This is a genomic window from Aneurinibacillus soli, from assembly GCF_002355375.1.
Classification (GTDB): domain Bacteria; phylum Bacillota; class Bacilli; order Aneurinibacillales; family Aneurinibacillaceae; genus Aneurinibacillus; species Aneurinibacillus soli.
This window is the reverse complement of sequence record NZ_AP017312.1, coordinates 2,580,191-2,606,499: the sequence shown is the minus strand read 5'-3', so window position 1 is coordinate 2,606,499 and position 26,309 is coordinate 2,580,191. Positions and strand designations below refer to the sequence as shown.

The 26,309-nt window shown below is 41.1% G+C and carries 24 protein-coding genes and 1 riboswitch; of the genes, 20 read left to right on the top strand and 4 right to left on the bottom strand.

Going from position 1 to position 26,309, the window contains the following annotated elements:
• Window positions 1–81: 81 nt before the first annotated feature.
• A complete protein-coding gene (gene ade / locus CB4_RS13155) occupies window positions 82–1,830 on the bottom strand; it encodes an adenine deaminase (RefSeq protein WP_096466241.1) in 1,749 nt (582 codons plus the stop codon).
• A gap of 191 nt (window positions 1,831–2,021) precedes the next feature.
• A riboswitch (purine riboswitch) is annotated at window positions 2,022–2,121 on the bottom strand.
• Between the two features lie 198 nt (window positions 2,122–2,319).
• Window positions 2,320–3,456 carry an S-layer homology domain-containing protein gene (locus CB4_RS13150; protein ID WP_096466240.1) on the bottom strand — a complete coding sequence of 379 codons (1,137 nt, stop codon included), beginning with the start codon at window positions 3,454–3,456 and terminating at the stop codon, window positions 2,320–2,322.
• A gap of 321 nt (window positions 3,457–3,777) precedes the next feature.
• On the opposite strand from CB4_RS13150, the gene CB4_RS13145 reads away from it, so the two are divergent.
• The 3 genes from CB4_RS13145 to CB4_RS13135 are packed head-to-tail and all read left to right on the top strand — an operon-like array spanning window position 3,778 to window position 6,232.
• Window positions 3,778–4,365: a TetR/AcrR family transcriptional regulator gene (locus tag CB4_RS13145; protein WP_096466239.1), complete on the top strand. Its 588-nt coding sequence runs from the start codon at window positions 3,778–3,780 to the stop codon at window positions 4,363–4,365.
• A 3-nt stretch (window positions 4,366–4,368) separates the two neighbouring features.
• Window positions 4,369–5,454, top strand: coding sequence for a DUF418 domain-containing protein (locus CB4_RS13140; RefSeq protein WP_096466238.1), 1,086 nt, complete (start codon window positions 4,369–4,371; stop codon window positions 5,452–5,454).
• Window positions 5,455–5,491: 37 nt separating this feature from the next.
• Entirely contained in the window at window positions 5,492–6,232 is a 741-nt protein-coding gene (locus CB4_RS13135) for a Fic family protein (protein ID WP_096466237.1), read from the top strand.
• Window positions 6,233–6,517: 285 nt separating this feature from the next.
• Here CB4_RS13135 and CB4_RS13130 read toward each other — a convergent pair whose 3' ends face one another.
• Window positions 6,518–7,480, bottom strand: coding sequence for an FTR1 family iron permease (locus tag CB4_RS13130; RefSeq protein WP_231956003.1), 963 nt, complete (start codon window positions 7,478–7,480; stop codon window positions 6,518–6,520).
• Between the two features lie 464 nt (window positions 7,481–7,944).
• Here CB4_RS13130 and nikA point away from each other — a divergent pair, with 464 nt between their 5' ends.
• From nikA to CB4_RS13075, 11 genes are all read left to right on the top strand, one after another.
• A complete protein-coding gene (nikA, locus tag CB4_RS13125) occupies window positions 7,945–9,585 on the top strand; it encodes a nickel ABC transporter substrate-binding protein (RefSeq protein WP_096466235.1) in 1,641 nt (546 codons plus the stop codon).
• Window positions 9,586–9,599: 14 nt separating this feature from the next.
• Window positions 9,600–10,553, top strand: coding sequence for a nickel ABC transporter permease (nikB, locus tag CB4_RS13120; protein WP_258365641.1), 954 nt, complete (start codon window positions 9,600–9,602; stop codon window positions 10,551–10,553).
• A 3-nt stretch (window positions 10,554–10,556) separates the two neighbouring features.
• On the top strand, window positions 10,557–11,441 hold the full coding sequence (locus CB4_RS13115) for an ABC transporter permease (RefSeq protein WP_096466234.1): 885 nt from the start codon (window positions 10,557–10,559) through the stop codon (window positions 11,439–11,441).
• Window positions 11,438–12,265, top strand: coding sequence for an ABC transporter ATP-binding protein (locus CB4_RS13110; RefSeq protein WP_096466233.1), 828 nt, complete (start codon window positions 11,438–11,440; stop codon window positions 12,263–12,265). Before CB4_RS13115 ends, CB4_RS13110 begins: the two co-directional genes overlap by 4 nt.
• Before the next feature lie 83 nt (window positions 12,266–12,348).
• A complete protein-coding gene (cntE, locus tag CB4_RS13105; RefSeq protein WP_146226603.1) occupies window positions 12,349–13,452 on the top strand; it encodes a staphylopine family metallophore export MFS transporter CntE in 1,104 nt (367 codons plus the stop codon).
• Complete coding sequence (locus tag CB4_RS13100) at window positions 13,449–14,234, top strand: ATP-binding cassette domain-containing protein (protein ID WP_096466231.1); 786 nt, start codon at window positions 13,449–13,451, stop codon at window positions 14,232–14,234. Before cntE ends, CB4_RS13100 begins: the two co-directional genes overlap by 4 nt.
• 611 nt (window positions 14,235–14,845) lie before the next feature.
• Window positions 14,846–15,661, top strand: coding sequence for an undecaprenyl-diphosphate phosphatase (locus tag CB4_RS13095; RefSeq protein ID WP_231956002.1), 816 nt, complete (start codon window positions 14,846–14,848; stop codon window positions 15,659–15,661).
• A 333-nt stretch (window positions 15,662–15,994) separates the two neighbouring features.
• Entirely contained in the window at window positions 15,995–18,913 is a 2,919-nt protein-coding gene (gene fdhF, locus CB4_RS13090; RefSeq protein WP_231956256.1) for a formate dehydrogenase subunit alpha, read from the top strand.
• Entirely contained in the window at window positions 18,913–19,392 is a 480-nt protein-coding gene (locus CB4_RS13085) for a helical membrane plugin domain-containing protein (RefSeq protein WP_096466229.1), read from the top strand. Before fdhF ends, CB4_RS13085 begins: the two co-directional genes overlap by 1 nt.
• A complete protein-coding gene (locus tag CB4_RS13080; RefSeq protein WP_096466228.1) occupies window positions 19,392–19,808 on the top strand; it encodes a phosphate-starvation-inducible protein PsiE in 417 nt (138 codons plus the stop codon). Before CB4_RS13085 ends, CB4_RS13080 begins: the two co-directional genes overlap by 1 nt.
• Before the next feature lie 23 nt (window positions 19,809–19,831).
• Window positions 19,832–20,194, top strand: coding sequence for a Na-translocating system protein MpsC family protein (locus CB4_RS13075; protein ID WP_096466227.1), 363 nt, complete (start codon window positions 19,832–19,834; stop codon window positions 20,192–20,194).
• Window positions 20,195–20,350: 156 nt separating this feature from the next.
• Here CB4_RS13075 and CB4_RS13070 read toward each other — a convergent pair whose 3' ends face one another.
• Window positions 20,351–20,599: a hypothetical protein gene (locus CB4_RS13070; RefSeq protein ID WP_096466226.1), complete on the bottom strand. Its 249-nt coding sequence runs from the start codon at window positions 20,597–20,599 to the stop codon at window positions 20,351–20,353.
• 535 nt (window positions 20,600–21,134) lie between these two features.
• Here CB4_RS13070 and CB4_RS13065 point away from each other — a divergent pair.
• From CB4_RS13065 to CB4_RS13040, 6 genes are all read left to right on the top strand, one after another.
• On the top strand, window positions 21,135–22,013 hold the full coding sequence (locus CB4_RS13065) for an Abi family protein (protein ID WP_157737974.1): 879 nt from the start codon (window positions 21,135–21,137) through the stop codon (window positions 22,011–22,013).
• 179 nt (window positions 22,014–22,192) lie between these two features.
• Entirely contained in the window at window positions 22,193–22,831 is a 639-nt protein-coding gene (locus CB4_RS13060) for an NUDIX hydrolase (protein ID WP_096466224.1), read from the top strand.
• Window positions 22,832–23,133: 302 nt separating this feature from the next.
• The gene (locus CB4_RS13055) at window positions 23,134–23,556 is read left to right on the top strand and encodes an SET domain-containing protein (RefSeq protein ID WP_096466223.1); all 423 of its coding nucleotides are present in this window, start codon (window positions 23,134–23,136) and stop codon (window positions 23,554–23,556) included.
• Between the two features lie 165 nt (window positions 23,557–23,721).
• Entirely contained in the window at window positions 23,722–23,970 is a 249-nt protein-coding gene (locus CB4_RS13050; protein ID WP_231956001.1) for a hypothetical protein, read from the top strand.
• Window positions 23,971–24,208: 238 nt separating this feature from the next.
• The gene (locus CB4_RS13045; protein WP_110546225.1) at window positions 24,209–25,681 is read left to right on the top strand and encodes a TOTE conflict system archaeo-eukaryotic primase domain-containing protein; all 1,473 of its coding nucleotides are present in this window, start codon (window positions 24,209–24,211) and stop codon (window positions 25,679–25,681) included.
• Between the two features lie 96 nt (window positions 25,682–25,777).
• A complete protein-coding gene (locus CB4_RS13040; RefSeq protein ID WP_096466220.1) occupies window positions 25,778–26,218 on the top strand; it encodes a YaiI/YqxD family protein in 441 nt (146 codons plus the stop codon).
• Window positions 26,219–26,309 lie beyond the last annotated feature (91 nt).

Here is a 26,309-nt window from a genome sequence, read left to right as displayed (position 1 = left end):
CAGAAGTAAAAACCCTGAATTTTCTACACTAACTAGAAAATTCAGGGCTATTTTTATATCCTTAGTGAACGCAGAGAATGATTAATCAACCTGGACGTTTATGTGGGAAAAAGAAGAAAATTGAAATAATCCTTTATCTGTTAATTTAAGTTGAGGTATGACAGGGAGTGTCAAAAACGATAACGTCAAAAAAGGATTAAATGTTTTTGGCGAACCAATTATCGAAAGAGCTTCATTTAATTTTTTCAGCGATTGATAGACGGTCTCGTACTTTTCTTCCGACATTAATCCTGCAACGGGAAGTGATAAGGAAGCCAAAACTTCTTTTCCCTCAACAACGGCTAACCCTCCATTTGTCTTGATTACTTGTTCAATTGCAAGAAGCATTTCTTCATCAGACGTTCCTATGACTACAATGTTATGAGAATCATGGCCTACTGTACTAGCGATTGCCCCTTTTTTTAACTGAAATCCTTTTACAATTCCTACTCCAACATTTCCTGTAGCTTTATGCCTTTCGATTACAGCTAATTTCAACTGATCTTTTTCAGTAGAAGAACAAAAAAGTCGATTCTGCACGTTTACTTTTTCTTTTCGATGGTAGGTAACTAAACTATTAGGAATGATTTCAATCACATTACAAACATCCGAAGACAAAGGGATTTCTAAATCTTCCAATTTCACTTCTTTCGGATTCATTTTAGGTAGTACATGTGATAAATCTTGAGTAGTTTGCATTTTCGGAAAGGATTCTTCCACAATTCTTCCGTTATCGACGATACACGTGCCTTTTTTATAAACCTGCTGAATGGATATGGTATTCAAATCATCAAGAAGAAGAAAATCTGCCTGATACCCAGGTGCAACAGCTCCTATATTACGAAGGCCAAAACACTCTGCTGCATTCAAAGTCACCATTTGAATCGCAATGATAGGGTCTAACCCCTTCTGAATAGCCTGTCTTACGATATGATCTACACTTCCTTCTTCAAGCAAATCGTCTACGAGCTTATCATCTGTAACAAATAAGCATCGTCTTGAATTTTGTTGTGTAATAACAGGCAGTAACGCTTCTAAGTCTTTTGCTACAGTTCCTTCCCTAATCATCAGATACATGCCAAGATCTAAACGGTCTTTTGCTTCTTTACTATTTATACTTTCATGGTCGGTCCGAATACCTGCCGCCATGTAGATGTTTAAGTCTTCTCTTTTAAGCCCAGCTGCATGACCATCAATTACGCCACCATGTGATTGGGTCATACGAATTTTATCTAGCATAACCTTATCCCCAGATAATACAGCGGGAAAATCCATGACTTCAGCAAGTCCCAAAACTTTTGGGTCAGACATGAAGGGAAGTAATTGTTCCTCATCTAACTTTGCACCATTGGTTTCGAACGGAGTTGCTGGAACACAAGAAGGCAGCATTACAAATATATCTAAAGGCAGATCCTTAGCGCTATCGATCATATATCGAATTCCATCTGCACCTGCCACGTTTGCGATCTCATGGGGATCAGTCATGACAGTAGTTACGCCATGTTGAAGAACAACTTTTGCAAATTCTTGAGGAGTCAGCATTGCGCTTTCAATATGGACATGGGCGTCAATAAATCCTGGAACGATGATTTTACCTTGTGCATCAATGATTTCATCGCCTTCATAAGAGCCGATTCCTGCAATGATTCCATCAACAATTGCAATATCACCTTCCATAAACTCTCCTGTGAAAACATTTAAAATTTTACCTTGCTTAACAACCATATCAGCAGGAATAACTTTTCCAGCTACTAAAATTCTTTTTTTGAGTATCGAATCACACATATTCATGAAATCGCTCCTTTAGCAAGTTTTCTTCTACATCTTTCACGCGTATTCAGTAGTATTTCCATTTCATACGCTAACATATCATCATCAATTTCCTATTCTCATTTTCTCTTCCTTAATGCCATATGATTATTTGAGCGTTTGATATAGAAAACGCCTACTATTTAAAAATAAAAAAATCCTGATTACAAATAATGTAAAAATACACTTTTTGTAATCAGGATTTTACGGTTCCTGGTAGAGACCCTCATACCATATCTATGAGGTTATACTATTGATTTTTGAACTTACGTTTTAAATGATTAAAGGGAAAAATTCAATATACTATATAATAAACTGAAACACCTTATAGATTCAACATTTTTATCAAAAACAGTATTATATCGGGCTTTAGAGGAGAATAAGCAAGTTTTAACAGGATAGGTAAGTTGAACCCCACTACCACACTTTGGGTAATGGGGTTCTCTCTATTTCCGTAAGATTTTGTTATCCTTACTGTTTAGTGTAGGAAGTGTCCTGGTTAACAGCAGAACCAACTGTAACCTTTAATTTATACGTACCTTTGCTTAATCCTGCTGGTAGAGCGAGATCAACAGTTGCATCGTTATTATTGATGGTTCCTGATTGAACTACAGCAGGGTTTAAGGAATCACCATTTTGATTCACCAATTCTACACCGACAGCTGTATTGGTATTCACACCTGTTGTTGTCACATGTACATTCAGATGAATATTGCCATTAGCATCTGTAGAGGTGTTGGTAATGCCTACTCCAAGGATGGAATTCGCTGCTGGATTTGTGCCCTGCGCACTTCCGTTATTGGATCCGGCATTTGGCGGAATCTCTGTTGATTCCTCTTTGGAACCAGTACCTGCTGGTGGAACTTCTACTTGAATCTGCAAATTATACAGAAGTTGCGCAGCTTGTGCACGGTTCAATGTTCCAAGTGGATTAAATTTATGAGAACCGACTCCCTTCATTACCTGAGCCTTGATGGCCGTAGCCACGTGAATACGCAGGCTGCTCGGAATTGAAGACGCATCAGCATATTGGCTTAAAATTTGATCCGCTTCTGCTTGAGACACTAACTGTAAGGACCCTTGATGGACGAGAATTTCAACCAGGCTTACGGCTGTATCCATACGATTCATTGTTTTATTTGGCATAAACGCATAGCTGCCGTTAGAGGTTGTCCATTTCGTCATGTAATCCTTTGTTGCTTCTACCTGAGAGAAAAACCAATCATTTTTATGTACATCAACATAATCTTCTTGATTAGGGTTAGCAGGCTTCAATGCGAAATATTGGCTCATCAGAGTAGAAAACTCAGCACGAGTGAGACTGCCACCTGGATTAAAGTGATGCTTGTCAACTCCTTGAATAATACCCTTCTTAGCAAGACTCGTAACCGCCGTTTTCGCCCAATCGAAATCATCTAAATCAGAGAAGTCTACTTCGTCTTTATACCAGCCTTTGTGTTTCCCGTTATCATTATGTTCCCCATTATCATTATGTTGCCCACTATCATGATGTTGCCCATTATCATGATGTTCGTCTGCAAAGGCTGCAGTAGTACTTATACTGGAAATAAGTGCCGCAGTTGTTAAAGCAATCGCTAGTTTTTTCATGAAAATTCCTCGCTCTCCAAAAATGTAGTATTTTGTTTGACGTTAAATAAATTCGTTGGAGCAGGAGGTTTTATGGGGGTATTACTGAATAATTTTTTTAGATTCGTCAAAGATAGGCTACCGAGGGCAACTTGTTTCTGTTTCGGCTCTTTTGTCTTCCAATATGCGGTTACGATGTAAAACAGAGTCAGCGAAGTTGTCCAGCCTCATTTACAAGGTGGACATGCATCTACCGCTCTGGACACCTATTGCAAAAATATTGGAAACTGATTATAGTTTACTTACCGACCGTTAAGTAAATTAGAGGAGAGAGGCTATAGCATGAAAACATCAACGACGTCGACGACGTACGAAGCCATATTGGAGACGGCTTACCGCCTGTTCGCCGAGCATGGTTTTGACAAAACGAGTATGGCGATAATCGCCAAGGAGATCGGTATCTCAAAGCCCGCACTGTATTATCACTTTAAATCGAAAGAAGCGATCATCGATGTGCTTTTTGATGAAATTTGCAAAAGCATCACATTTGCCAACTTCTTCAGCATCGAGCAATATTCGAAGGACAATTTCGAGGAAAAGCTCATTGTAGACGGGCTAAGCATCATTCAAAGCCAGACGGAAGACGAGTATTATTCACGCATCATGCATCAATATCAAGCGCTGGGCTATCGGAATCCGAAGTATATGCAGAAGCTGATTGAAAGTTTGGACGGATTCACAACGGGATTCCACGAGCTGCTGCGGCACGGCGTTTCGCTCAGGGTAGTCAAGGACGGGGATACGCTGGCTCATGCCCAAATGCTGACGATGATTATCGACGGCATAGATAATTTTATGACCTATGGCTTTCAATGTCGCTATGACAAGATTTGGGCTAAAACGGTTAAATCTATCGTTAGGGGTGAATAGAGGATGAATCAATTGACACAAACACAACGTATCACGGCTCTTGACTACGCGAGAGCATGGGCGATCTTCGGTATGATTATTGTAAACTACAAGTTGGCAATGCAAGCGCAAAGCGGCGGCGCTGAATGGCTGCAAGCGATCGCCGGCCTGTTCGAAGGGAGAGCGTCCGCCTTGTTCGTGGTGCTGGCCGGTATCGGTGTATCGCTCATGACCGCCAAGGCGAGAAGCTCGATGGAACGGGACGCGCTACGGCAAAGTCGGAACAGCTTGTACCGAAGAGCGGTATTTCTATTCTTGGCCGGGCTCATGCTGCTGCTATTCGGCTGGAATGCGGATATTTTGCATTATTACGCCGTGTTTATGCTCGTTGCGGCCGCATTGCTTACTGTTGCGGATCGGTTGCTCATCGTTTTGTTCGGAGTCGTGCTGATTTTGTCGCAGCTGTTTCTGCTCTTGTTCGACTACAGCAAAGGATGGAATGCCACATTCCATGAATATTCGGGCTTCTGGACGATCGACGGATTCGTGCGTAATCTCCTGTTCAACGGTTTTCACCCGATTTTCCCCTGGCTGTGCTTTTTCTTGATTGGATTGTGGATCGGCCGCAAGCGATGGTTAAACAGGGAAAATCGGATGAAACTTCTGCTGTTCGGTGCAATCGGGACGACTGTATTTGAGACAATTTCCTATGCTCTAATCCGAGGGACGTCATCGATACTGGACAAGGAAGCGACTCATTACCTATTCGGGACTAAGCCGATGCCGCCCGGCATGCTATATGTTTTGTCCGGCATATGTTTCGCCCTTTTCGTCATTGCCCTAAGTTTGTATATCGTGGACAAGTGGGAGAAGTCCGGTCTGACGAAGGCGATCATCCATACTGGTCAGCTCTCGTTATCCCATTATATCGGACATATCATCATCGGATTGGGCGTTCTTGAAGCGGTCAACTACCTGGAGAACGGGCAAATATCATTTGCACTCGCGTACAGCTGCTGTTTCTTCGTATTGGCGATTATCTTCTCGCATATATGGAGAAAGTGGCTGAAGCGAGGGCCGGTCGAAACAATTATGCGCAAATATTGCTGAACCGACTTTCTGTTTCATATGAATGGGGGAGATAACGATGGACTTTTCACATATTGATGTACTAAAAAGCAAGTTAGACTCGCTGCGTCCACTGCCGTCGGAAGCTGTACGAAACCTAGAAGATGTATATCGCGTAGAGTGGACGTATCATTCCAACGCGATTGAAGGCAATACGCTGTCGTTAGTCGAAACAAAAATCGTGTTAGAGGAAGGCCTTACGATTGGTGGCAAAAAGCTTCGCGAGCATTTTGAAGTGATCAACCATGCAGAAGCGATCGAGTATGTAAAAACATTGGCAACCAAACAGACAGAATTGGATGAACGGGTACTAAAAGATATTCATTATTTAGTGCTAAAAGGCATTGATAATCAAAACGCAGGCCAGTATAGAAAAATTAATGTGCGAATTTCTGGTAGTCAGCACCTTCCTCCCCATTTCTTGAAGGTACCCGAAGATATGCAGGAACTTGTATCCTGGTATTACGAACAAAAGGACAGGCTGCATCCGGTTGAACTGGCAACTCGGCTTCATTTCAAGTTTGCATACGTTCATCCTTTTGCCGATGGAAATGGACGAACGGCGCGTTTGCTTATGAATTTTATTTTAATGTCGTATCGATATCCTCCGACGATTATTAAGGCTGATCCTGAAAAACGAATCGCTTATTATCAAGCACTTGAAAAAGCGAGTGTGGAAAATAACATCGATGATTTTATCGCACTTGTAGCTCAAGTTGTTGAGGAGAGCCTGTACCAATATATAAGTGCAGTAGAATAGTTAGAAACTACACGGGCCTTCTAATCTAAATCAAAACGAATGTAAAGAAAAGCCGATTTTCCTTAGCGTACATGGAAATCGGCTTTTTCTATGTGAAAAATTAGAGCGTTCTGTGAGCAACCCCTACACATTGTTGAATATATAGATGGGAAGAAACGAGAGTCTATTTCATCTGTAGGATAGTAAGTCATTCGATGGAAAAAGCACACCAATCCATTAGTCTGCTAATTCGTTAGTTTACATTAATAGAATTAATTAACATAACCGTTTGCTTTTTTGTTCGAATTAAGCTGTTTGACTCAGTTGTTTATTTGCTTTCCGTTTTGTTACGTACTGGGCAGCAAAATAAGAACCCAATACATAGATAACAGCTAAAACTTGAGATGATAACGTTTCTACTGTTGGGAATAAGCAGAACCAAACACCCATCCAATCAGGGATATAAATATTAATCGTAGTCGTGCTAATCCATCCTGCTAATTGCATCTCTTGTACGGTTTCTCCCACCATTACAGCTAAAACAACCACTAAGAGAACGCCTGTAAATACTAACATTTTCTTATAAGGAAGACGGCGTTGAGCTAAAAAGGTAAGAACGCCCACGATGAGTGTTAAAGCTAACCCGATCAATGCTCCTTGTAATACAACACCAGAACCAACTTTTAATCGTAGATCTTGAAGAAAAAGAACGATTTCAAACCCTTCACGATAAATGGATGTAAGACCCAGTACAAAAAGGGACCAGAATGTGCTGTTCTGGATATTCTCGTTTTGATTTTCCATTAACTTTTTCTTTTTTCGATTATGAAGGTTAATCCAACCTTGCCAGTAAATCTTGTGAAAAAACCAGTTCATAATAATTAATAGAACGACTACAGCTAGAGTTCCTGTTGCAGCTTGAATATTGAGCTCTGATGCATTCACAGAGGAAATAATGGCTACTACAATAAACCAAGTAGCAATTACAGCTAAGAAAGATACTCCTGCTCCCGCAGAGATCGGCTTCCAATAGTTATCTTGTTTCTTACGAACTAAACCGGAGATAATGGCAGCTAATACTAAAATAGCTTCTAACCCTTCACGAAAGACCAAAATCGCTGTATTTAACACAGCAGCGCCAGGCGTTAAACCTTTGGCAGTAGGGTCAGGACTTCCGTGATAGAAAATTCCTTGCCATAGTAAGACACCTATTAATATAAGCAAGGCAACAGATATAAGTATTGTTTTGAGATTAAATATTTTCTTCACCAATGAGTTCTCCTCCAATATGAAAATGATATTGATAATTCTTATCAAGATATAACCAGGTAAATTTTATCCTGACCTATATGTTTTGTCAATGCAATGTATTAATTTTCTTATCTCAATTACATATTTCATCGTGAGTATGGGAAGTTCTTATTAAAAGGATTTAGTCAGCATTTATTATTATTTAACAATTACGAATTAAGTTTTTAAAATAATAGTTGTCTTTTTAAGGTATATATAATAGAATGATCATCGATCATGATAATCGTTATCATATAGAAAATGATGGAGAGGAGATGAAGACTAAAGAGGCGGAGTCTATAGGAAACACTGTGAAAAGAAGCTCAACAGATGCGCTCTATTGGTTCTATGCATGCTTCTGATTTATTGTCAGACCGTTGTAGGAAGAGAATAAAGTAGAAAAAGAAAGCAACATGTTGAGATAATTAGGGGGCCAAACGATTATGTTTCGCAAATTTAAAGGACTGTATATTTCATTTATTTTTGTACTTCTCTTACCTGTTATCCTTGCAGGATGCAAGACTGACTTGAATAAAAATACAGAATCATCAGTGAAGTCAGAAGGACAAACACCAGCTTCTACAGAAAAGACTTTGACCATCTCCTGGCCAAAAGATATCGGGCCGCTAAACCCGCATGAATATACACCGAATGAATTTTTTGCCCAAGGGATGTATTATGAGCCTCTTATTGACTATGGAGAAGGCGGGAAACTGGTGCCTCGTTTGGCGGAGTCATGGGATATTTCGCAAGATGGTAAGGTTTATACCTTTCATTTACGGAAAAATGTGAAATTTACAGATGGCTCTGATTTTGATGCTAATGTCGTGCAGAAAAACTTTCACACCATTCTTGCCAACCGAAACATGCATAGTTGGCTTGGATTGATCAGCCAGATCGACAAGACGGAAGTGGTCGATGCTCATACGTTTAAAGTAACGTTGAAAAACCGTTATTACCCGGCACTTCAAGAATTTGCGGTTGTACGCCCTCTGCGTTTCCTGGGAGCTGCGGGCTTCCCGGCCGACGGAGATACGGCCAAGGGCATCAAAAAGCCAATTACTACCGGACCATGGGTGCTGTCAGAATATAAAAAAGACAAAATCGCTGTGTTTACCCGAAATGAAAATTATTGGGGAACAAAGCCAAAAATCAACAAGCTCGTCGTTAAAGTAATTCCGGACGGAGAGGCTAGAGTGCTTGCTTTGGAGAAGGGCGATATTGATCTGATATATGGTGAGGGTGTCATTAGTCTGGATTCGTTTGTGAATCTGAGAGATTCCGGTAAATTTGAAACTTCTGTATCCAATCCTGTGGCTAGTCGCGCGCTAATTGTTAACACGGCGAAGGGGCCATTTGCCGATTTGAATGTTCGTCTGGCTCTGCAGCATGCTGTGAATAAGAGAGCGTTGGTGGACGGGGTGACCAATGGCGTCGAGAAAGTTGCTGATACAATTATATCCAGTAACTTTCCTTATGCGAATGTTGGTCTGAAGCCATACGATTATAATGTAGAAGAGGCAAAAGCTTTATTGGATAAAGCAGGATGGACACTTCCGGCTGGGAAGACAGTTCGCGAGAAAAACGGAAAACCACTTGAAATCGAACTAGTTTACATGGGACCAGATCAGATTGAAAAGCCAATGGCGGCTGCAATTCAATCCGATTTAAAACAAATCGGTGTTTCACTCAAAACAACTGGGGTGGAAAGAGAACTTCGCAACAAACGGATGGAAAGTGCGGATTTTGATTTACTTTTCTGGAATACATATGGAGCGCCATATGACCCCCATTCGTTTGTATCGACAAACTACGAGAAAGGTTACGGCATTTTCGAATCGCAGCAGGGACTTCCGATGAAAGACAAGCTTCATCAACAGATGAAAGATGTTCTGCTGACGGTCGATGAAAAAGAACGGCAGAAGCTGTACACCTCTATATTTACAACACTGCATGAGCAGGCCGTATATTTGCCGATTTCCTATTTGACCAATATTGCGGTGTATCCGAAATATGTGAAGGGCTTGAAGTTCCCAGCTCACCGTGATGAAACGCCATTTAGCATGTTGGATATTCAAAAATAAAACAAGGTGTTACTATGATGCAAATGTTGTTTTATATATTGAAAAGATTCGCCATTATGGCCCCCGTTCTTTTGGGGGCTACATTCGTTTCCTTTTTGCTTTTACGTCTGACACCGGTAGACCCTGCAAAAGCGTATTTGTCTGTCTCTAATATCATTCCAACGGAACAAACGATAAACGCTGTACGTGCTCAATTAGGACTGGATCGGCCTTTTTGGCCGCAATATGGACACTGGTTATGGCAACTATGTCGATTGGACTTCGGTACCTCCTTTTTTAGCAAATTGTCAGTTTCTCGTGAGCTAGTTGCTAGACTCCCTGTGACAGCCACATTGGCTTTGCTAAGTCTGGCCATTGCCATTATCATCAGTATTCCGCTTGGTATTGCGGCTGCGCTTCGCAAAAACCATCTCATTGATCATGTCTGCCGATTATTAGCTTTTCTTGGGGCATCTGTACCGCAGTTTTGGCTTGCCTACTTGTTGATTTATTTTCTATCGGTGAAGCTGAATTGGTTTCCGCTGCAAGGGGCCGACTCTTGGCTGCATTTTGTTCTTCCCTCTGTCACACTGGCGTTTGCGTTGATCGCCACGTATTCCCGGTTATTGAGGACGGGTTTGCTGGAAAGCCTGGATGAGCCGTTTGTTTTGTATGCCAGAGCGAGAGGAATTGGAACATTCACTGTAGTGGGGCGTCATGTGCTTCGCCATGCTATACGTCCGGTTGTTACCGCCGCGGGCATGAATTTAGGGAAACTGTTTGCGGGCACGGTAATCGTGGAACAAATTTTTTCCATGCCAGGGATCGGCGTTTTTTTTCTCGAGTCGGTCTATCACCGGGATTACCCGGTTATTCAAAGTTTTATTTTTATCACGGTCGTGGTATTTGTATTGGGGAATTTGGCGGCAGATGTGATCCAAGCCTATTTAGATCCGCGTTTGACGCAAGAGACGGGAAAGGGGGAGTAGTCATTGGATAGCATTCGACAAATTTTTTTGGTGGCAGGTCGTCAACGGATCATTGTCATTTGCGTTCTGCTGTTATCGGCGATTGTGCTAGCCGGGCTTCTTGCTCCGATCCTTGCCCCAAATGATCCGGTTCTTGTTGATTTATCGCACAAATTGGAGGGCCCTTCCGCTCAATTTCCGTTAGGTACAGATCAGTTGGGCCGCTGCATACTTTCTCGTCTGTTATATGGAACGCAAGTATCGTTGAGTCTCGCTCTGCTTATTGTATGCTCCTGCGTGGTACTCGGACTTGTTATTGGCTGCCTCGCGGGCTATGCAGGAGGAAAGATCGATAGTATCATCATGCGGGGATGCGATGCGGTTCTCGCGTTTCCTGCCCTTATTCTGGCGATTAGTTTGATTGCGATTTGGGGAGCGGGATGGAAGCAGATGGCGCTCGCCTTAATCATCGTCCAGTCCGTTTACTATGCACGATTCATTCGCGGTATCGTATCTAACCTTAAACAGCAGAATTATATCGTGGCTGCTCGGATATGTGGTACATCACCTTTCCGTATGATGCTTCGCCACATCATTCCGAATCTGCTTCCTTCTCTGTTCATTGTCGTGACGTTGGAAATTGGCTGGGTGATTATGGACATTTCTGCCTTGTCATTTATCGGGCTTGGTGTACAATCCCCAACGCCTGAATGGGGAGCAATGATTAATGAAGGCAAATCGTTCTTACGCAGTCATCCGAGATTGATGATCGTGCCTGGTCTGATGATTTTTTGTATGGTGGCGTTGCTTAATATATTGGGTGAAACGCTAGGTGAAAGGAAAGGACTAACGAAATCCATACGAAAAATTGGAAGAGTAAGTGAACAAAAGGTAGGAGGAACGCGATGAACGGAAGGGACACCGTACTTGATGTAAATGGATTGTACGTACAAATTCAAACGGATCGGGGCATGGTACAAGCGGTACGGAATGTGTCGTTTCGAATAGAGGCGGGAAAAGTCTTGGGCATTGTAGGAGAGAGCGGATGTGGAAAATCCATGACTTGTCTGGCGATTCTTCAACTGCTGCATCGTTCTGCGAGCATTGTGCATGGCAGCATCCGTCTTCAAGGACGTGAACTGATGGATATGAATGAAGGACAAATACGTCGGATTCGCGGCCGGGAATTATCGTTAATTCTGCAAAATCCGATGACCGCTTTTAATCCTGTCTTGACTATTGGAAGGCAATTCATTGAAACCATACGTACACATACAGACTTGTCACGAAAACAGGCGAAAGAAAAAGCGATCGATTGTTTGAAGCAAATGAATCTGCCTGATCCGGAAAGGGTATTTAGACAATATCCCTTTGAATTGAGCGGCGGTATGCTGCAGCGAGTGATGATTGCCCTATCCACATTGCTGAAGCCGTCTCTCTTGATTGCCGATGAACCGACAACCGCTCTCGATAATGTGAACCGGCGTAATGTTATCGAGGCGTTTCGAACCATTAAAACACAAGGAAAAACAGCGCTTTTGCTCGTTTCTCATGATTTAAACGTTATCGGCGAACTAGCCGATGAAGTGGCCGTCATGAGGCATGGCCAAATCGTAGAAAGCGCTCCAGTGGATCAACTATTTGCCAGTCCAAAACACGAATATACCAAATTATTATTGGATGCTAGACTAACGGTTGGTATCAGGAACGAACAGGAGTCGAAAGCGAATTGAACTCTTCATTAAAAGAAAACCCTTTTTCTAATCGGGCCATTTGGCTGTACGCGGTTGCGTTTATCTTTTATGCGGTCAATCATATGCTGCTTATTGCCCTGCCGTTTTTTTCACAAAGTCTAGGTGCTGGACGCTCGGAAATTGGTATCATTATGGGCGCATACATGTTTGTCTCCATGTTTCTACGTCCACTGGCAGGTTCTATTGTGGATCGATTTGGCCCGAAAAACATTTTTATGATTGCTCTCATTTTAAATGCGGTGGTGCTTGTCACCTATACCGTCGGAAATTTGTGGACTTTTGCCATCATGAGAGCTTTGCAGGGAGCGATATTGGCGTTTTTTTCGATGACCGTCCATCTGCTCATCATTGATTTGTTATCCGACAAGGTACGGGGACAGGGGCTATCTTTACTGTCTCTGGCATCGATGCTACCGTATACTTTTGTGCCTGCGTTGGTCTTATATATGAAAAATCAAGTTTCGATGACGGAAATGTTTCTGATCTTTGCGGGATTGGGCTTTTGTAATATTTTTATGGGAACTCATTTATTCCGGAAACTAAACAATCGTTTTCATAAAAAAGAAGAAACGAGTACAGCTCATTCATCTGATGGGGGAAAAAGGAAGGCTGTCAGGACATTGATCGTTCCCTCGCTCATCATGCTGCTGGCTTCCATTGTATTCAGTGTGGCGCCTACATTTTTACCATTATATCTGGAAAGTCGTGGGATGCATTCAGCTCCACTTTATTTCTTGACGGAAACAGCTGTGTTAATTATCATCCGTTTTTTTGGACGTAAACATATCCCTTCCTCGGGGGTTTTTCCGAAATGGCTTCTTGTTATCCTCATCGGCTGCTTTACGGTATCTCCCGCGCTAATCGCTGGGTCTCTTTCCATGCCTGTTCTGCTTGGCGCGGCGATATGTAACGGATTAGCGCTATCTTTGCTGTATCCGACGCTCATGACCTACATTTCTTTTGTCGTTCCAGAGCATGTCCGAGGTTATGCCATCGGATGGTTTATTGCTGCTGCAGATTTGGGTACGTCTATGGGAGCTTTTGTGATGGGATGGATTGCTGACGAATTTTCTTATCAGGTTATGTTAGAAGCAGCGGCTTCTATTGGTGTCGTTACATTGATACTGGTTCTTCTTTATCGCAGACAAAAGGTGGTGGTTCAGTGAGTTTATTGGTTGCGGATCAAATCTCCAAAACGTATTCTTCATCTGGCTGGTTTCGAGCAAAGAAGGCAGAATCAGGCGTTACCAATGTTTCATTCGTTGTAGAACCCGGAATGTGTCTAGGTCTTTTGGGAGAAAGTGGAGCGGGGAAAAGCACACTGGGCAAAATCGTTCTAGGGCTTCTCCCTCCAGGTAGTGGGAGCGTAAGGTTTCAAGGGGAAGATTTGTATCGAACCGATCGTCGAACGCGAAAACAATTGCGCCGTGATTTGCAGGCTGTTTTTCAGGATTGTTATTCAGCAGTTAATCCACGCATGACTGTAAAACAAATTATTGGAGAGCCTCTCCGCAACTATGAGCGGTTGTCTGCAAAAGAAGAAAAACGCATTATTTTCGGATTGTTGGAAACAGTAGGTCTTATTGCCGGTGATATGCATAAGACCCCGAATCAGATGAGCGGAGGACAACTACAGCGGGTAAATATAGCTCGAGCGATTGCACTAAAGCCGAAATTGATTGTGCTTGATGAACCAGTCAGCAGTTTAGATATGGTTGTACAGAAGCAAATTTTGTTTCACCTAAAGGAATTAAAGGAAAAAATAGGCCTTTCTTATCTCTTTATCTCACACGATGTCATGGCTGTAAACGTTCTTTCCGATTGTGTGGCGATTATCGATAAAGGAACAATTGCAGAGACGATTGACACTGCTAAGATGTTTGAGTGCACCCAACCTGCTTCTAAAAAGATTATATTATCATCTACCAAGACAGATCTATATCTTTGATTAATTGAGTAACAATTTAATAAATGAGAGAGGCTTAGCGAATTTTTGCTAAGCCTTTTATTTTCTAAAGAACTTTAGACGAATCCAGATCTCCAAAACAATGGCGGTGACGAATTCACCGCAATCGCCAGACGAGCTCCCTGCGGCTTGTTACTCCCGTCTTGACAAAAATGGATTTAATATGGTCCTGCACAGTATAGGCGGAAATGTCCTTGGTAGTCGATTCCGCTGTTTCAGATTTTATGAGCACCTTGCATAGTTTATCTGAGAAACAATTGGTTCAAGTCCAACATATTAAAAGAGAATTTTTAACAGGATAGATGAGTTGAACCCCACTACCACACTTTGGGTAATGGGATAGGAAACCGGCTTTTTCTAATGCAATTCGCACAGTATTTTCTCAAGCTTCTCTTGGGGTAGATACATCATTCATATGTATTTATGAAGAGCAAAGGATTTCACCTGTATTAAATAAAGCGGTGATTGAAAATGGTAAGCTTGAGGTTATAGGTGGAAGTTTTGAAGGGCATTCCTCTTTACAATCTTTTAATGTTATAGATATATAATGAATGATAAGATTGTGTAGTAATAATAACATGGAAAGGTTGGATATGATTTTGGACATTATTCAAACACTCATTTTTGCGATCATTCAGGGTATTACGGAGTTATTTCCAATCAGCAGCGTAGCACACGGGGTTTTGACCCCATTTGTTTTTCATTGGAAATTAGATCCTGAATTCCTTAAAGAGCACTTTTTACCGTATGTCGTTATGCTTCACTTGGGTACAGCTGTCGCCTTATTCATTTTCTTTTGGCATGATTGGATGCAAATTATTCGTTCGCTTTTTAGCGGAAGTAAGAGAACTTTGTTATTAATCATTGTTGCAACACTACCAGCAGCCATTATTGGTCTTGTATTGGAGAAACCACTTAAACACATGTTTAGCAGTGTTACAAGTGCTGCTATATTTTTAATCTTAAATGGTTTTTTTCTCTATTTTGGAGAAAAAATGCGCTCCAGAGGTGATAAGGAAATTGATGATTTGACTGTTGGACAAGCGTTAATCGTTGGGCTCTTCCAATCCCTTGCGCTGATACCGGGTTTTTCTCGTTCTGGATCAAGTATGACAGCCGGTTTCTGGATGGGGTTGAAGCACGAGGCATCTGCTCGTTTTTCTATGTTATTGGCTACCCCGATAATTGCTGGAGCCAGCATTTTAGAAATTCCGAAGCTAATTAAAGGTGGAACTCATGGCTTGCTGCAAATGTCTCTTATTGGTGGAGTGATGTCTGGGATTTTTGCTTTTATAAGTGTGTGGATTTTGATGAGATGGTTTAAGGAAAATGAAATCACAGCAATGCGACCATTTGCGTACTATTGCTGGTTAGTAGGTGCTTTAATTTTACTAAGTATGTGGTTATAACAAGTTGACCAGCCACCGCTTTAATTTGAATGTAAGCCGATATGTTATAGATAATAGCAAATTATTGTGTTATTATTAACAATAAGTCATTTAAATTGGTATAAGGAAAACGAAAAAGTTCATTGATGTTAGGTAATAATGAATTACCATAATGTCCTGTTCTTTTTCGTTACTATATGGCGGGATGGATAACTAGTATATAGTATGCTTAGTAGTTAACCCACCATAAAACAGTTTGTGTAGTACGTCTACACAAGTTGTTTTATGGTGGGTTTTTTATTTTGAAAAGGAGGATTTGCTGTGAAGAAAAGATTGAGCGTTCGAATTAACGACGTGGTGCATGAAGTGGAAGAAGGAACTCGAATTCTTGACTACTTTTTGCAGCAAGGAATTGAACATCCACATGTTTGCTACTCACCTATTTTAGGTCCTATTCAAACTTGTGATACGTGCATGTGTGAAATAGACGGAAAAATTATGAGGGCATGCTCTACTTATATGGAAGAGGGAATGAACATCCTTACTTCTTCCGAGTTAGCAAAGGGTGCCCAAAATGAAGCTATGGATCGAATCTTAGAGAATCATATGTTGTATTGCACAGTATGTGACAATAATAACGGAAATTGTCGGGTTCACAATACCGCAGAGTTGCTTGAAATTGAGCATCAAACACGTCCGTTCCGTGAAAAAGGTTACGAAGTGGACATGTCACATCCCTTCTATCGTTACGATCCTAATCAATGCATTCTATGTGGGCGATGCACAGAGGTATGTCAAGATGTACAGGTAAATGAAACGCTCACGATCGATTGGGAGCGAGATATTCCTCGGGTGATCTGGGATGACAATAAGTCCATTAATGAATCATCTTGTGTATCCTGTGGCCAGTGTGTAACGGTCTGCCCATGTAATGCGTTGATGGAGAAGTCGATGTTAGGTGAGGCTGGTTTTATGTCCGGTATTAAAGAGGATCTGCTCAATCCGATGATCGATTTGATTAAAGAAGTCGAGCCTGGTTACAGCGGCATTTTCGCGATTTCTGAACTAGAAGCCTCTATGCGGGAGACGCGGACTAAGAAGACCAAAACAGTTTGTACGTTCTGCGGGGTAGGTTGCACGTTTGAAGTATGGACTAAGGGTCGCAAAATCTTGAAAATTGAGCCAACGGAAAATTCACCGGTCAATAGTATATCCACTTGTGTAAAAGGAAAGTTCGGTTGGGATTTCGTCAACAGCAAAGAACGACTAACGAAACCATTAATTCGTAGGGGTGAAGCATTTGTAGAAGTCACGTGGGAAGAGGCGTTAAGCCTGATGGCAAGCAAGCTGAGTTCCCTTAAAGAAACGTACGGTGGAAAGGCGCTTGGCTTCATTTCTTCGTCTAAGTTCACCAATGAAGAAAACTACTTGATGCAAAAATTAGCACGTCAAGTATTCCAAACGAACAATGTAGATAATTGTTCGCGGTACTGCCAGTCTCCGGCATCTTGGGGCCTACAGCAGACTGGTGGAATTGGCGGCGACTCCGGCACCATCAAAGACCTTGCCGAGGCGGGTCTTGTCATATTGGTCGGATGCGCCCCAGGCGAAGGACATCCTGTACTCGCAACACGAATCAAACGTGCGCAAAAATTACACGGACATAAGCTTATTGCCGTTGACCTTCGCAGACACGAAATGGCTGACCGCGCTGATTTGTTCATTCGCCCGAAACAAGGAACGGACTATGTGTGGTTATCGGCTGTTGCCAAGTACATGATCGATCAGAACTGGCATAATCCTACATTCATCGAAGAACACGTAAACTTCTATCCAGAATATTTGAAACTGCTTCAAAGATTCACTTTGGAATTCGCTGAAAAAGAAACAGGTATTTCAAAAGAAACGTTGATCAAAGTAGCCGAAATGATTCGCGATGCAGATGGAACCGCGATCTGTTGGGGGATGGGTGTTACGCAAAACGTAGCAGGCTCTTATACATCTGCTGCGATTGCCAATCTGCTTCTGATTACAGGAAACTTTATGCGTTCAGGCGCAGGTGCGTTTCCGCTTCGTGGGCATAACAACGTTCAAGGTGCTGCTGATATGGGAACGATGCCAGATATTTTCCCAGGATACCAACCGGTTACAGACGACGCGATTCGCGCCAAATTTGAAGCGGCCTACTGCGTTAAAATTCCAGGCGAACGTGGTCTGAACAACATCGAAATGTTAGAGGCTATAGGTAGAGGCGAGATCAAGGCTATGTACATCTCTGGGGAAGAGATGGCATGGACGGATGCGGATTCCAACCATACCCAAGAGATGCTTGCGAATCTCGATTTTCTTGTGGTGCAAGACGTATTCCTAAGCAAGACTGCTGAATTTGCTGATATCATTTTGCCAGCTGTGCCTTCGCTTGAAAAAGATGGTACGTTTACGAATACCGAACGTCGTGTGCAACGATTGTACCAAGTATTTGAGCCAATGGGCGACAGTAAGCCCGACTGGTGGATTTTCAGTCAACTAGCAAAACGGATGGGATTTGATTGGAATTATAGTCATCCAAGTGAAATTTACGCGGAAATGGCGTCGCTTACGCCATTTTTCTCGCAATGTAATTACGACGTATTGGAAGGCTGGGGCAGCTTCCATTGGGGATCACCAGACGGAAGTAACACGCCGCTCTTGTATACGAAGGGGTTCAACTTCCCGGATAAAAAAGCTCGGTTGTCACTCTTTGAGTATATCCCACCTGTGGAGTTCCCGGCGGAATTCGATCTGACGCTAAACAATGGCCGTTTACTTGAACAGTTCCACGAAGGAAATCTTACAAACAAATCCGAAGGCATCCAATACAAACTTCCGGAAGTGTTTATGGAAATCTCACCGGAGTTGGCCAAAGAGCGGAAAGTCAAAGATGGATCACTGGTACGTCTTGAATCACCTTATGGAAAAATCAAACTTCGTGCGCTTGTGACCGATCGCATGCGGGGGAAAGACATATACGTTCCCATGCATTCAACAAGTCATGAAAGTGCTGTGAATTTGTTAACTGGTGGGGCAGTCGATGTCCAAACGCATACACCAGCTTATAAACAAGTCAAGGTTCGAATGGAGGTTCTCGAACCAAACGGAATAAAGCCACTTCCGATGTACAATCCTCGTCATGCCAAACGCAATCCACAGATGGGGGTACAAGTAGAACGCAAATGGGCAAGAGAAGATTATCAACCAATTGCAGATGTAAATATACCAGGAGGTAAACAATAATGGCGAGACCCATTACCAAAATTGCCAAAACGCCTTTTACTGAAAGCGAGAAGCAAAGTCAAGCCGTTGAAAACGTCATCCAAGTACTTGCTCAAAATGCAGATGGTATCCAGGAAACAATAAAACTACTTCAGGAACTTCACGAAAGTGGAATTCTTGGAGCCTTTAACGCCGCAATCGAAGCGAGAGAACAAATGGCTAAAATCTTGGTGGGGCAAATGGTGCGCCCCCCTGTTACCAACATGATCAATAATGCAATGGCAGCAGCAGGAGCGTTGACAGAGCTAAATCCAGAAATGACCAAAAAAATGATGGCCGGTGTAGCAAAAGGAATCCAGAAATCAGAGGAGAGACTTCGATCAAATGAGAAGGTGGGAATTATCGATCTAATGAAGGCGTTACGGGACCCTGACATTAATCGGGCAATGGGATTCGGAATTAGTTTGCTGAAGGGGATCGGGGAAGGCTTAAAAGAATAATGAAGGGATATATACTTGGATTAGATCAGCCTCAAAAACGGAGGGGGTTGATAACATTATATCAAAAGCTGTTGAATACATCGTTGATTATTCTGGGCTTTACCCTTATCTATTTTCTTTTCAGGGAACTTTTTTACATTATAAAGGACGCATTTTTGGAAAATAATAATGTTCACGATATTCTTGGGAAAGTGCTAGTGTTTTTCTTGTACTTCGCATTTGTCTCCATGATTGTGAAATATTTCAACGAAAGCAATCATTTTCCGTTAGACTATCTTCTTTACATCGGTCTCACGGCTGGAGTCAGGTTTATTATTGTAAATAACGGAAACCCACTGGAGAATTTTTGGCTATCTTTGGTGATTCTTATACTTGCAATCAGTTATGTAATGGTAACACCGAAGATGAAAAGATGACGTGATATAAGGAGAGGAATACAATGACAAAAAACACGGAACATCAATTTAGTATGTTGGTTCGTGAACTACGCAAGGAGTATGTTGGAAACGGGCCAAAGGAAATTACTACTCGTTTTATAGACTCATGGGCCATTAGTGAGATGAAAGGAAATCTGACAAACATAGAGAAGTTTATGATGAATTCAGAAGAAGGCAAACGAATGGTAAACGAGGCGCGTACTGAATTCGTAAAGAAAATCTATCAATCTTCGGATGTGTTAGCAAAGTTTGAAGAACTTGTACAAGCAAAAATTGTACGAGTTTTTTCGGACATTAATATTGAGGAAGACATTGCAATGACGATTTTTGTTTTTGACAAGCCTCTTAAGCTGCGATCAAAATAACTACCTACAGTACAAGGGGAGGGAAGAGTTTTGTATCGACCATCGCAAGTTTCACGTCAGATTGAAGGACAGTGACGAAATAGCTTTTATTCCACCAGTAAGCGGTTGAACATAGGAAAAAAATAAAATAAACCAGAGAAAACGTTATTCTCTGGTTTATTGGAGATCTTGGATAAACTGTAATTCATTTTGTAATTGACGGGAACGCTTGGCATTTCCTTCAGCAAAATTTTTTAAACGTGTTTGTAGTTCTTCATTATCATGTATGCGCTCAGCGGTAAGTAAATATGTTCGCATCATTTTATTTTCTTGATCGAGGGAGAGCCTCAAAATTTCTTCTAACGACTTTTTTGATAATTCATCTTCCCTATCATGGTCGCGATCATAATCAAGCTCATGGTTCATTCAAATCACCTCTTTCTTTATAATATTTTGATCAAAGTTTACTTGAAATAAACTTATAAGGGATCATAAAGTTGAAGCTTGTGTTTTTTAGCTTCCTGCTGAAACAAATAGCGGCTTGAAATTCCTGGGAACATTGTATTTCTTCGTCCGCACCGCAAGATAGTCTAGGATATTATCCTGGGCAATCTCGTAGACAGTAACACATAACACCAACTCTCTAAAGAGCCTGTCTGTCATTTCAATAATATACGAACGAATTAACAAACATATATGCATAACATTCGTTAAAATCCCCCGAAAATGCGAAGTGTTCACCGACCGGATACCGATCATTTTTATAGAAAACCGAACATAAGTGAAGATAACTGTTTTTTTATTTTGGTCAAAAATTAAGCTAGGACAAAGATTTTCATAGATCTTTACCGTACTGCATTGACCTATGGTATTTTAATCGACTATAATAACAATAACAGAACTCACCACGCCTCTTAACAATGCGGACCAGGGTGAGTCTTTTTATTTTATGGAGGTTGCTATGAGTGAATCCACCGAACAACCAAATCTAAAGCCGCCGTTAACCTACGAGGAACAACTAAATCTTTTAAAGATCCGGGGGCTAGTTATCAAAAATGATTTAGAAGCTACAGAAATTCTAAAACGAGTTAATTATTATCGGTTAAAAGGGTATATGCTCTCTTTAAAACAGAAAGAACAATTTTTCGCCGGAATTAGTTTTGAGCATATTTTTAATTTATACGAATTTGATCGTAAATTACGAAATATTTTGATTCCGATGCTTGAAAATATAGAGATCGCTTTTCGTACTGACATTGCTTATTTACTGGCCCATAAGTACGGAAGTATAGGATATAAAAATAGAAAATTTTTTCAAAACGAAAAATGGCATGCTGAATTTCTATCTCGGATAGACAATGAAGTGAAGCACGAGAACGAAACTTTCATCACTCACCATAAAATTAAATATAACGGGCAGCTTCCTGCTTGGGTAATGGTTGAAGTACTATCATTCGGTGCTCTTTCTATGTTGTTTCATAATTTGCATAAAGAGGATCAAAAACAAATAGCACAATCGATATATTACGTCTCAGCGTTTTACATTAAAAGTTGGCTAAGATGCTTATCATATATCAGAAATGTATGTGCCCATTATGGACGGCTATATAACAAAAGAAAACTAATTGTATCTCCTAAGCTTTTTGATTCTGATTTACAAAAAGGGGTCAAAGAAGGTAGCGTGTTCTCAGCTATTTATATTATGCGTAGGTTGTGCAGAGATAACGAGGAATGGCATAGTTTTGTTACTAATCTGCATGCTTTATTAGAACAATACGAAGATGTAAAACTTAATGACATTGGATTTCCAGATAATTGGTACGACTTACTCAATGGATAACCTTTTCTGTTCCAATCACTTATATCCATCACAAATGTAAGGTCGTGGCTGGTCGCGTTGTATAAATCTTGAATGGCAGAAAGGTATAGAAAGCGCCAATTGATTCAATTATTAAAACTTTAATACTTTGTGAGAGCTGTGATTCAAGAAAGACTATAATGGGAGAGAGGTGAATAAGCATGGATGAATATATCGATATATTGAACGGGGAGATGAAACCTATAGGGGTTGCGACTCGCGGAGAAATCCACCGGCAAGGATATTGGCATCAGACATTTCATTGCTGGGTAATCCTGCTGGAGGGAGACTGTCCCTATATCTTGTTCCAGAAGCGCCATCCCTCTAAGGAGACTTTTCCTAATCAATTGGATATTTCAGCAGCAGGACATATACTTAAGGGAGAGACCGTAGAAGATGGGGTTCGTGAACTGCATGAGGAATTAGGGATCCACGTAGACTATTCGGAATTAATCCCTTTAGGCATGTATAAAGGGAACTATATTACCGAAACCTATAAAGATCGAGAATTTAATCATATCCACCTGCTGAAGACCAATCGAAATCTTGATGATTTTTCCATCCAACAGTCGGAGTTAAAGGGATTATATAAAATCGACGAGGCGTCGTTCCGAGCTCTCCTTCAGGGAAAAGAACAGACTGTGAAAGCGATCGGGTTTGAATTTAACAGCAGCGGGGCAAAAGAACAAAAATGTCTATTGGTCGGAAGGGGAGACTTTGCCGCCCAAGGAGAGGGGTATTACGATTTTGTTTTCAGAGCAATCGATAACGGATTGAAAATTATAGTACACTCCCACTAGTTGATTACGAACAGCTATTTTAACTAATTATATAGTACCATGACTGAAAAATTGTTTGGTCATAGTGGTATTTCGATTGAAAAGGTGTTATAGTAAATGTCTGAGCCGATATTTGCGCTACGTCTGTTGCAATCAGGTTGTGGAACCTGAATAGACGTACTGAAAAAAAGAACCCTTTTCAAGGGTTCTTTTTTTATCTTTAAAATGTGGTTATTTTATTTTTTAGCTACATACAAGCTTTCGTTCCAACTGGGAGGCTTAACAAGATAAGGTTCATAAAAAAGAATGGGTAGGTGCCGAGTATGATTGAGATAAAAACTTCCACACTTAGTAATGGAGAATTCAATAGAGGGGTATTCGCGACACGCGATATAGCAAAAGGTACACTCATACATGAGGCACCGGTTATTCCTTATCTGAATGAGGAGCATGTTTTTATAGAGCAAACAGTACTTGCCGATTACGTGTTTGAGTATGGTGCAAACCACACTGCAGTCGTTTTAGGATATGGGATGCTGTTTAACCATTCATATAAGCCCAATGCCACTTATGATATTAACTTTGAGAACCACACATTTGACTTCTATGCTTACACAGACATAAGAGCAGGAGAAGAAATCCTCATCAACTATAATGGTGATGTCGATGACAAAGATCCACTGTGGTTTAGTAAGGGGGGAGAAGAATATCCCCTAAAGGAAAATAAAGAGTGTAAGAATAAATAGTTTTTAGTAATTTTATAGAGGCTATAAATATCAAGGAGTATTCAGAAGAAGAACTTCTTGAAGTATCCAACCTCATCGGGACCGTCTTTTTATTGGATCAGAACGGAGATCAAGAATCGCTTCGGAATCGCCTGCAAAAACTAACCCATGCCGTTCGTTATCTAAGTGCAGATACAAATACAAGAAGAAGCCAAGCGTATGATTGAAGAAGGGAAGGAGGATGGATTCGCTATGATGATGCACAATTTAGAACGGACATTAGATGAAATGGTGGACAAGGCCCGACTTGAGGGAAAAGAAGAAGGAAAGCTAGAACTTATTAAAAAACTAGTCGCATTAGGGGTTCGAGATGTAGAAATACTTTCGAAAGCATCCGATTTACCAGCAGAAGAAATCCAGAAACTGATCCATTAAGTATGAATACAAAACTTCCTAAAAAGCCTGTCCGTGATTGTACAAAAACTGCGGATAGGCTTTTTTTATTCCGATCGGGTCGCAGATTTAATTGGTGTTATACTTAGATAGAGTATTGATATTCCGGAGGATAGGGTATGAATCTTAGAAACGAATACGAAAAACTCCATCTCCAGCTTAAACAAGCGTTGCTTGAATGTGAAAAATTGCGTTGTTCCGTAGTCTTTTTCAAGGTCGAATGGACGTATACGCTGTTCGCTGGGAAAGTAAAAACGGAAAGTCTGGATACTCTCCAGTCTGTATTAACGAATGGGATCGTGCCGTATGTAAGAAGCCCATAATTAAATGTAGTGACTGTCAACATCGGAAGTTCACTCCTTTAACAGATGATGTCATCTATCATCATTTATCCGGTAAGCGTACGGTTGGTATTTATCCACTTCTCCATGATGAAACCTGTTTATTTTTAGCGATTGATTTTGATAAAAATGATTGGCAGAAAGACACAAAGGCGTTTTTACAGACATGCCATACATCCAATGTGCCGGCAGTAATAGAACGTTCGCGTTCAGGAAAAGGCGCTCATGTCTGGATTTTCTTTGAAACACCTGTATCGGCTTCTTTAGCCAGAAACCTGGGCAGTGCTCTTTTAACGAAAACAATGGAAGAACGATATGAGTTAACATTTAATTCCTACGATCGTCTTTTTCCAAATCAGGATACTATGCCAAAAGGTGGGTTTGGGAATTTAATCGCACTTCCCCTGCAAGGTGAATCGCGTAAAGCGGGCAATAGCGTATTTGTTGATGAACATTTTCAGCCTTATGATGACCCATGGGCATTTTTATCAACCATAAGAAAAATGAAGGAAGCGGATGTGCAAGCGATTATCCACGGTTTGATTAAACAGGGGCATGTAACAGGAATTCAAGACAATGAGACTGAAGGTGGGCAAGAAGATAGGCCGTGGAATGCTTCTTTAACGAATGAGATAGAACGGATTACAGGACCTCTTCCTGAAAAGGTAAAGATGGTTCAAAGCAATTTACTTTATATTGAAAAAGTAGGTCTTTCCCCAGCGGTGTTAAACAGACTAAATCGTCTTGCCGCGTTCCAGAACCCTGAGTTTTACAAAGCGCAGGCAATGAGGCTTTCCACATTTGATAAGCAGCGTATTATTAGCTGTGCAGAAGACTATCCAAATCACATTGCTCTTCCGCGTGGATGTGTAGATGCTGTAATAAGTTTGCTACAGGATTATGGTGTGAAAACGGAGGTAATAGATGAGCGTTGTACAGGTGAAAAAATAGAGGCTTGTTTTCAAGGTGAGCTGTATGCGGAGCAAAAAGAAGCGGTAAAAAATTTACTTGCCCATGATACAGGAATTTTGTCCGCAACCACAGCATTCGGAAAAACAGTAGTCGCTGCGGCCATGATTGCCGAACGTAAAGTAAACACCCTTATTCTGGTTCATCGAAAAGAGCTGATGGGACAGTGGATGGAACGTTTGGCTTCCTTTATGGATACTCCATTTAAAGAAATAGGCCAAATTGGAGGAGGAAAGCAGAAGAGAACAGGACGTATCGATATCGCGGTCATGCAGAGTGTAAGCCGTAAAGGAATCGTCAAAGACTTTGTGAGCGAATATGGACACGTAATTGTAGACGAATGCCATCATCTTTCAGCTTATAGCTTTGAACAAATGCTATGATGATGCACAATTTTCGTTGCAGAATGATGTATTACCTGATTGGTCCTTCAGAACTTCTCCACAATTTACACAAACTTATTTACGGGAGAAATAAAGATGAAAATTTATGTTGATGCAGATGCTTGTCCGGTAAAAGATATTATTATCTCTGAAGGTACGAATGCTGAAATTCCTGTTATCCTTGTTACTAGCTTTTCTCATTATTCTAATGCGGAACAACCATCAGGAGTGGAAATCATTTATGTTGATTCTGGAGCAGATGCTGCGGATTATCGGATTATGAAGTTAGCAGAAAAAGGAGATATAATCGTTACGCAAGATTATGGTCTTGCTTCGCTAGGTTTAGCAAAAGGGTGTACGGTTCTTCACCATAATGGGTATAGCTATACAAATGAAAACATTGACCAATTATTACAAACACGTTATTTGAGTGCAATGGCTCGAAAAAGCGGAAAGCGTACAAAGGGGCCAAAGCCATTTACAGCAGAAGATAAGGAGAGATTTAGGGGGCTTTTTAAAAGAGCTATTTCACGTTAAAAAAGGCTTGCTGTACAGTGATTATTTAGCATTTATTGATAAAAATAAAATTAAGGTCGATTATGCGGAAGTGAGTGAGGAAGAGTATGCG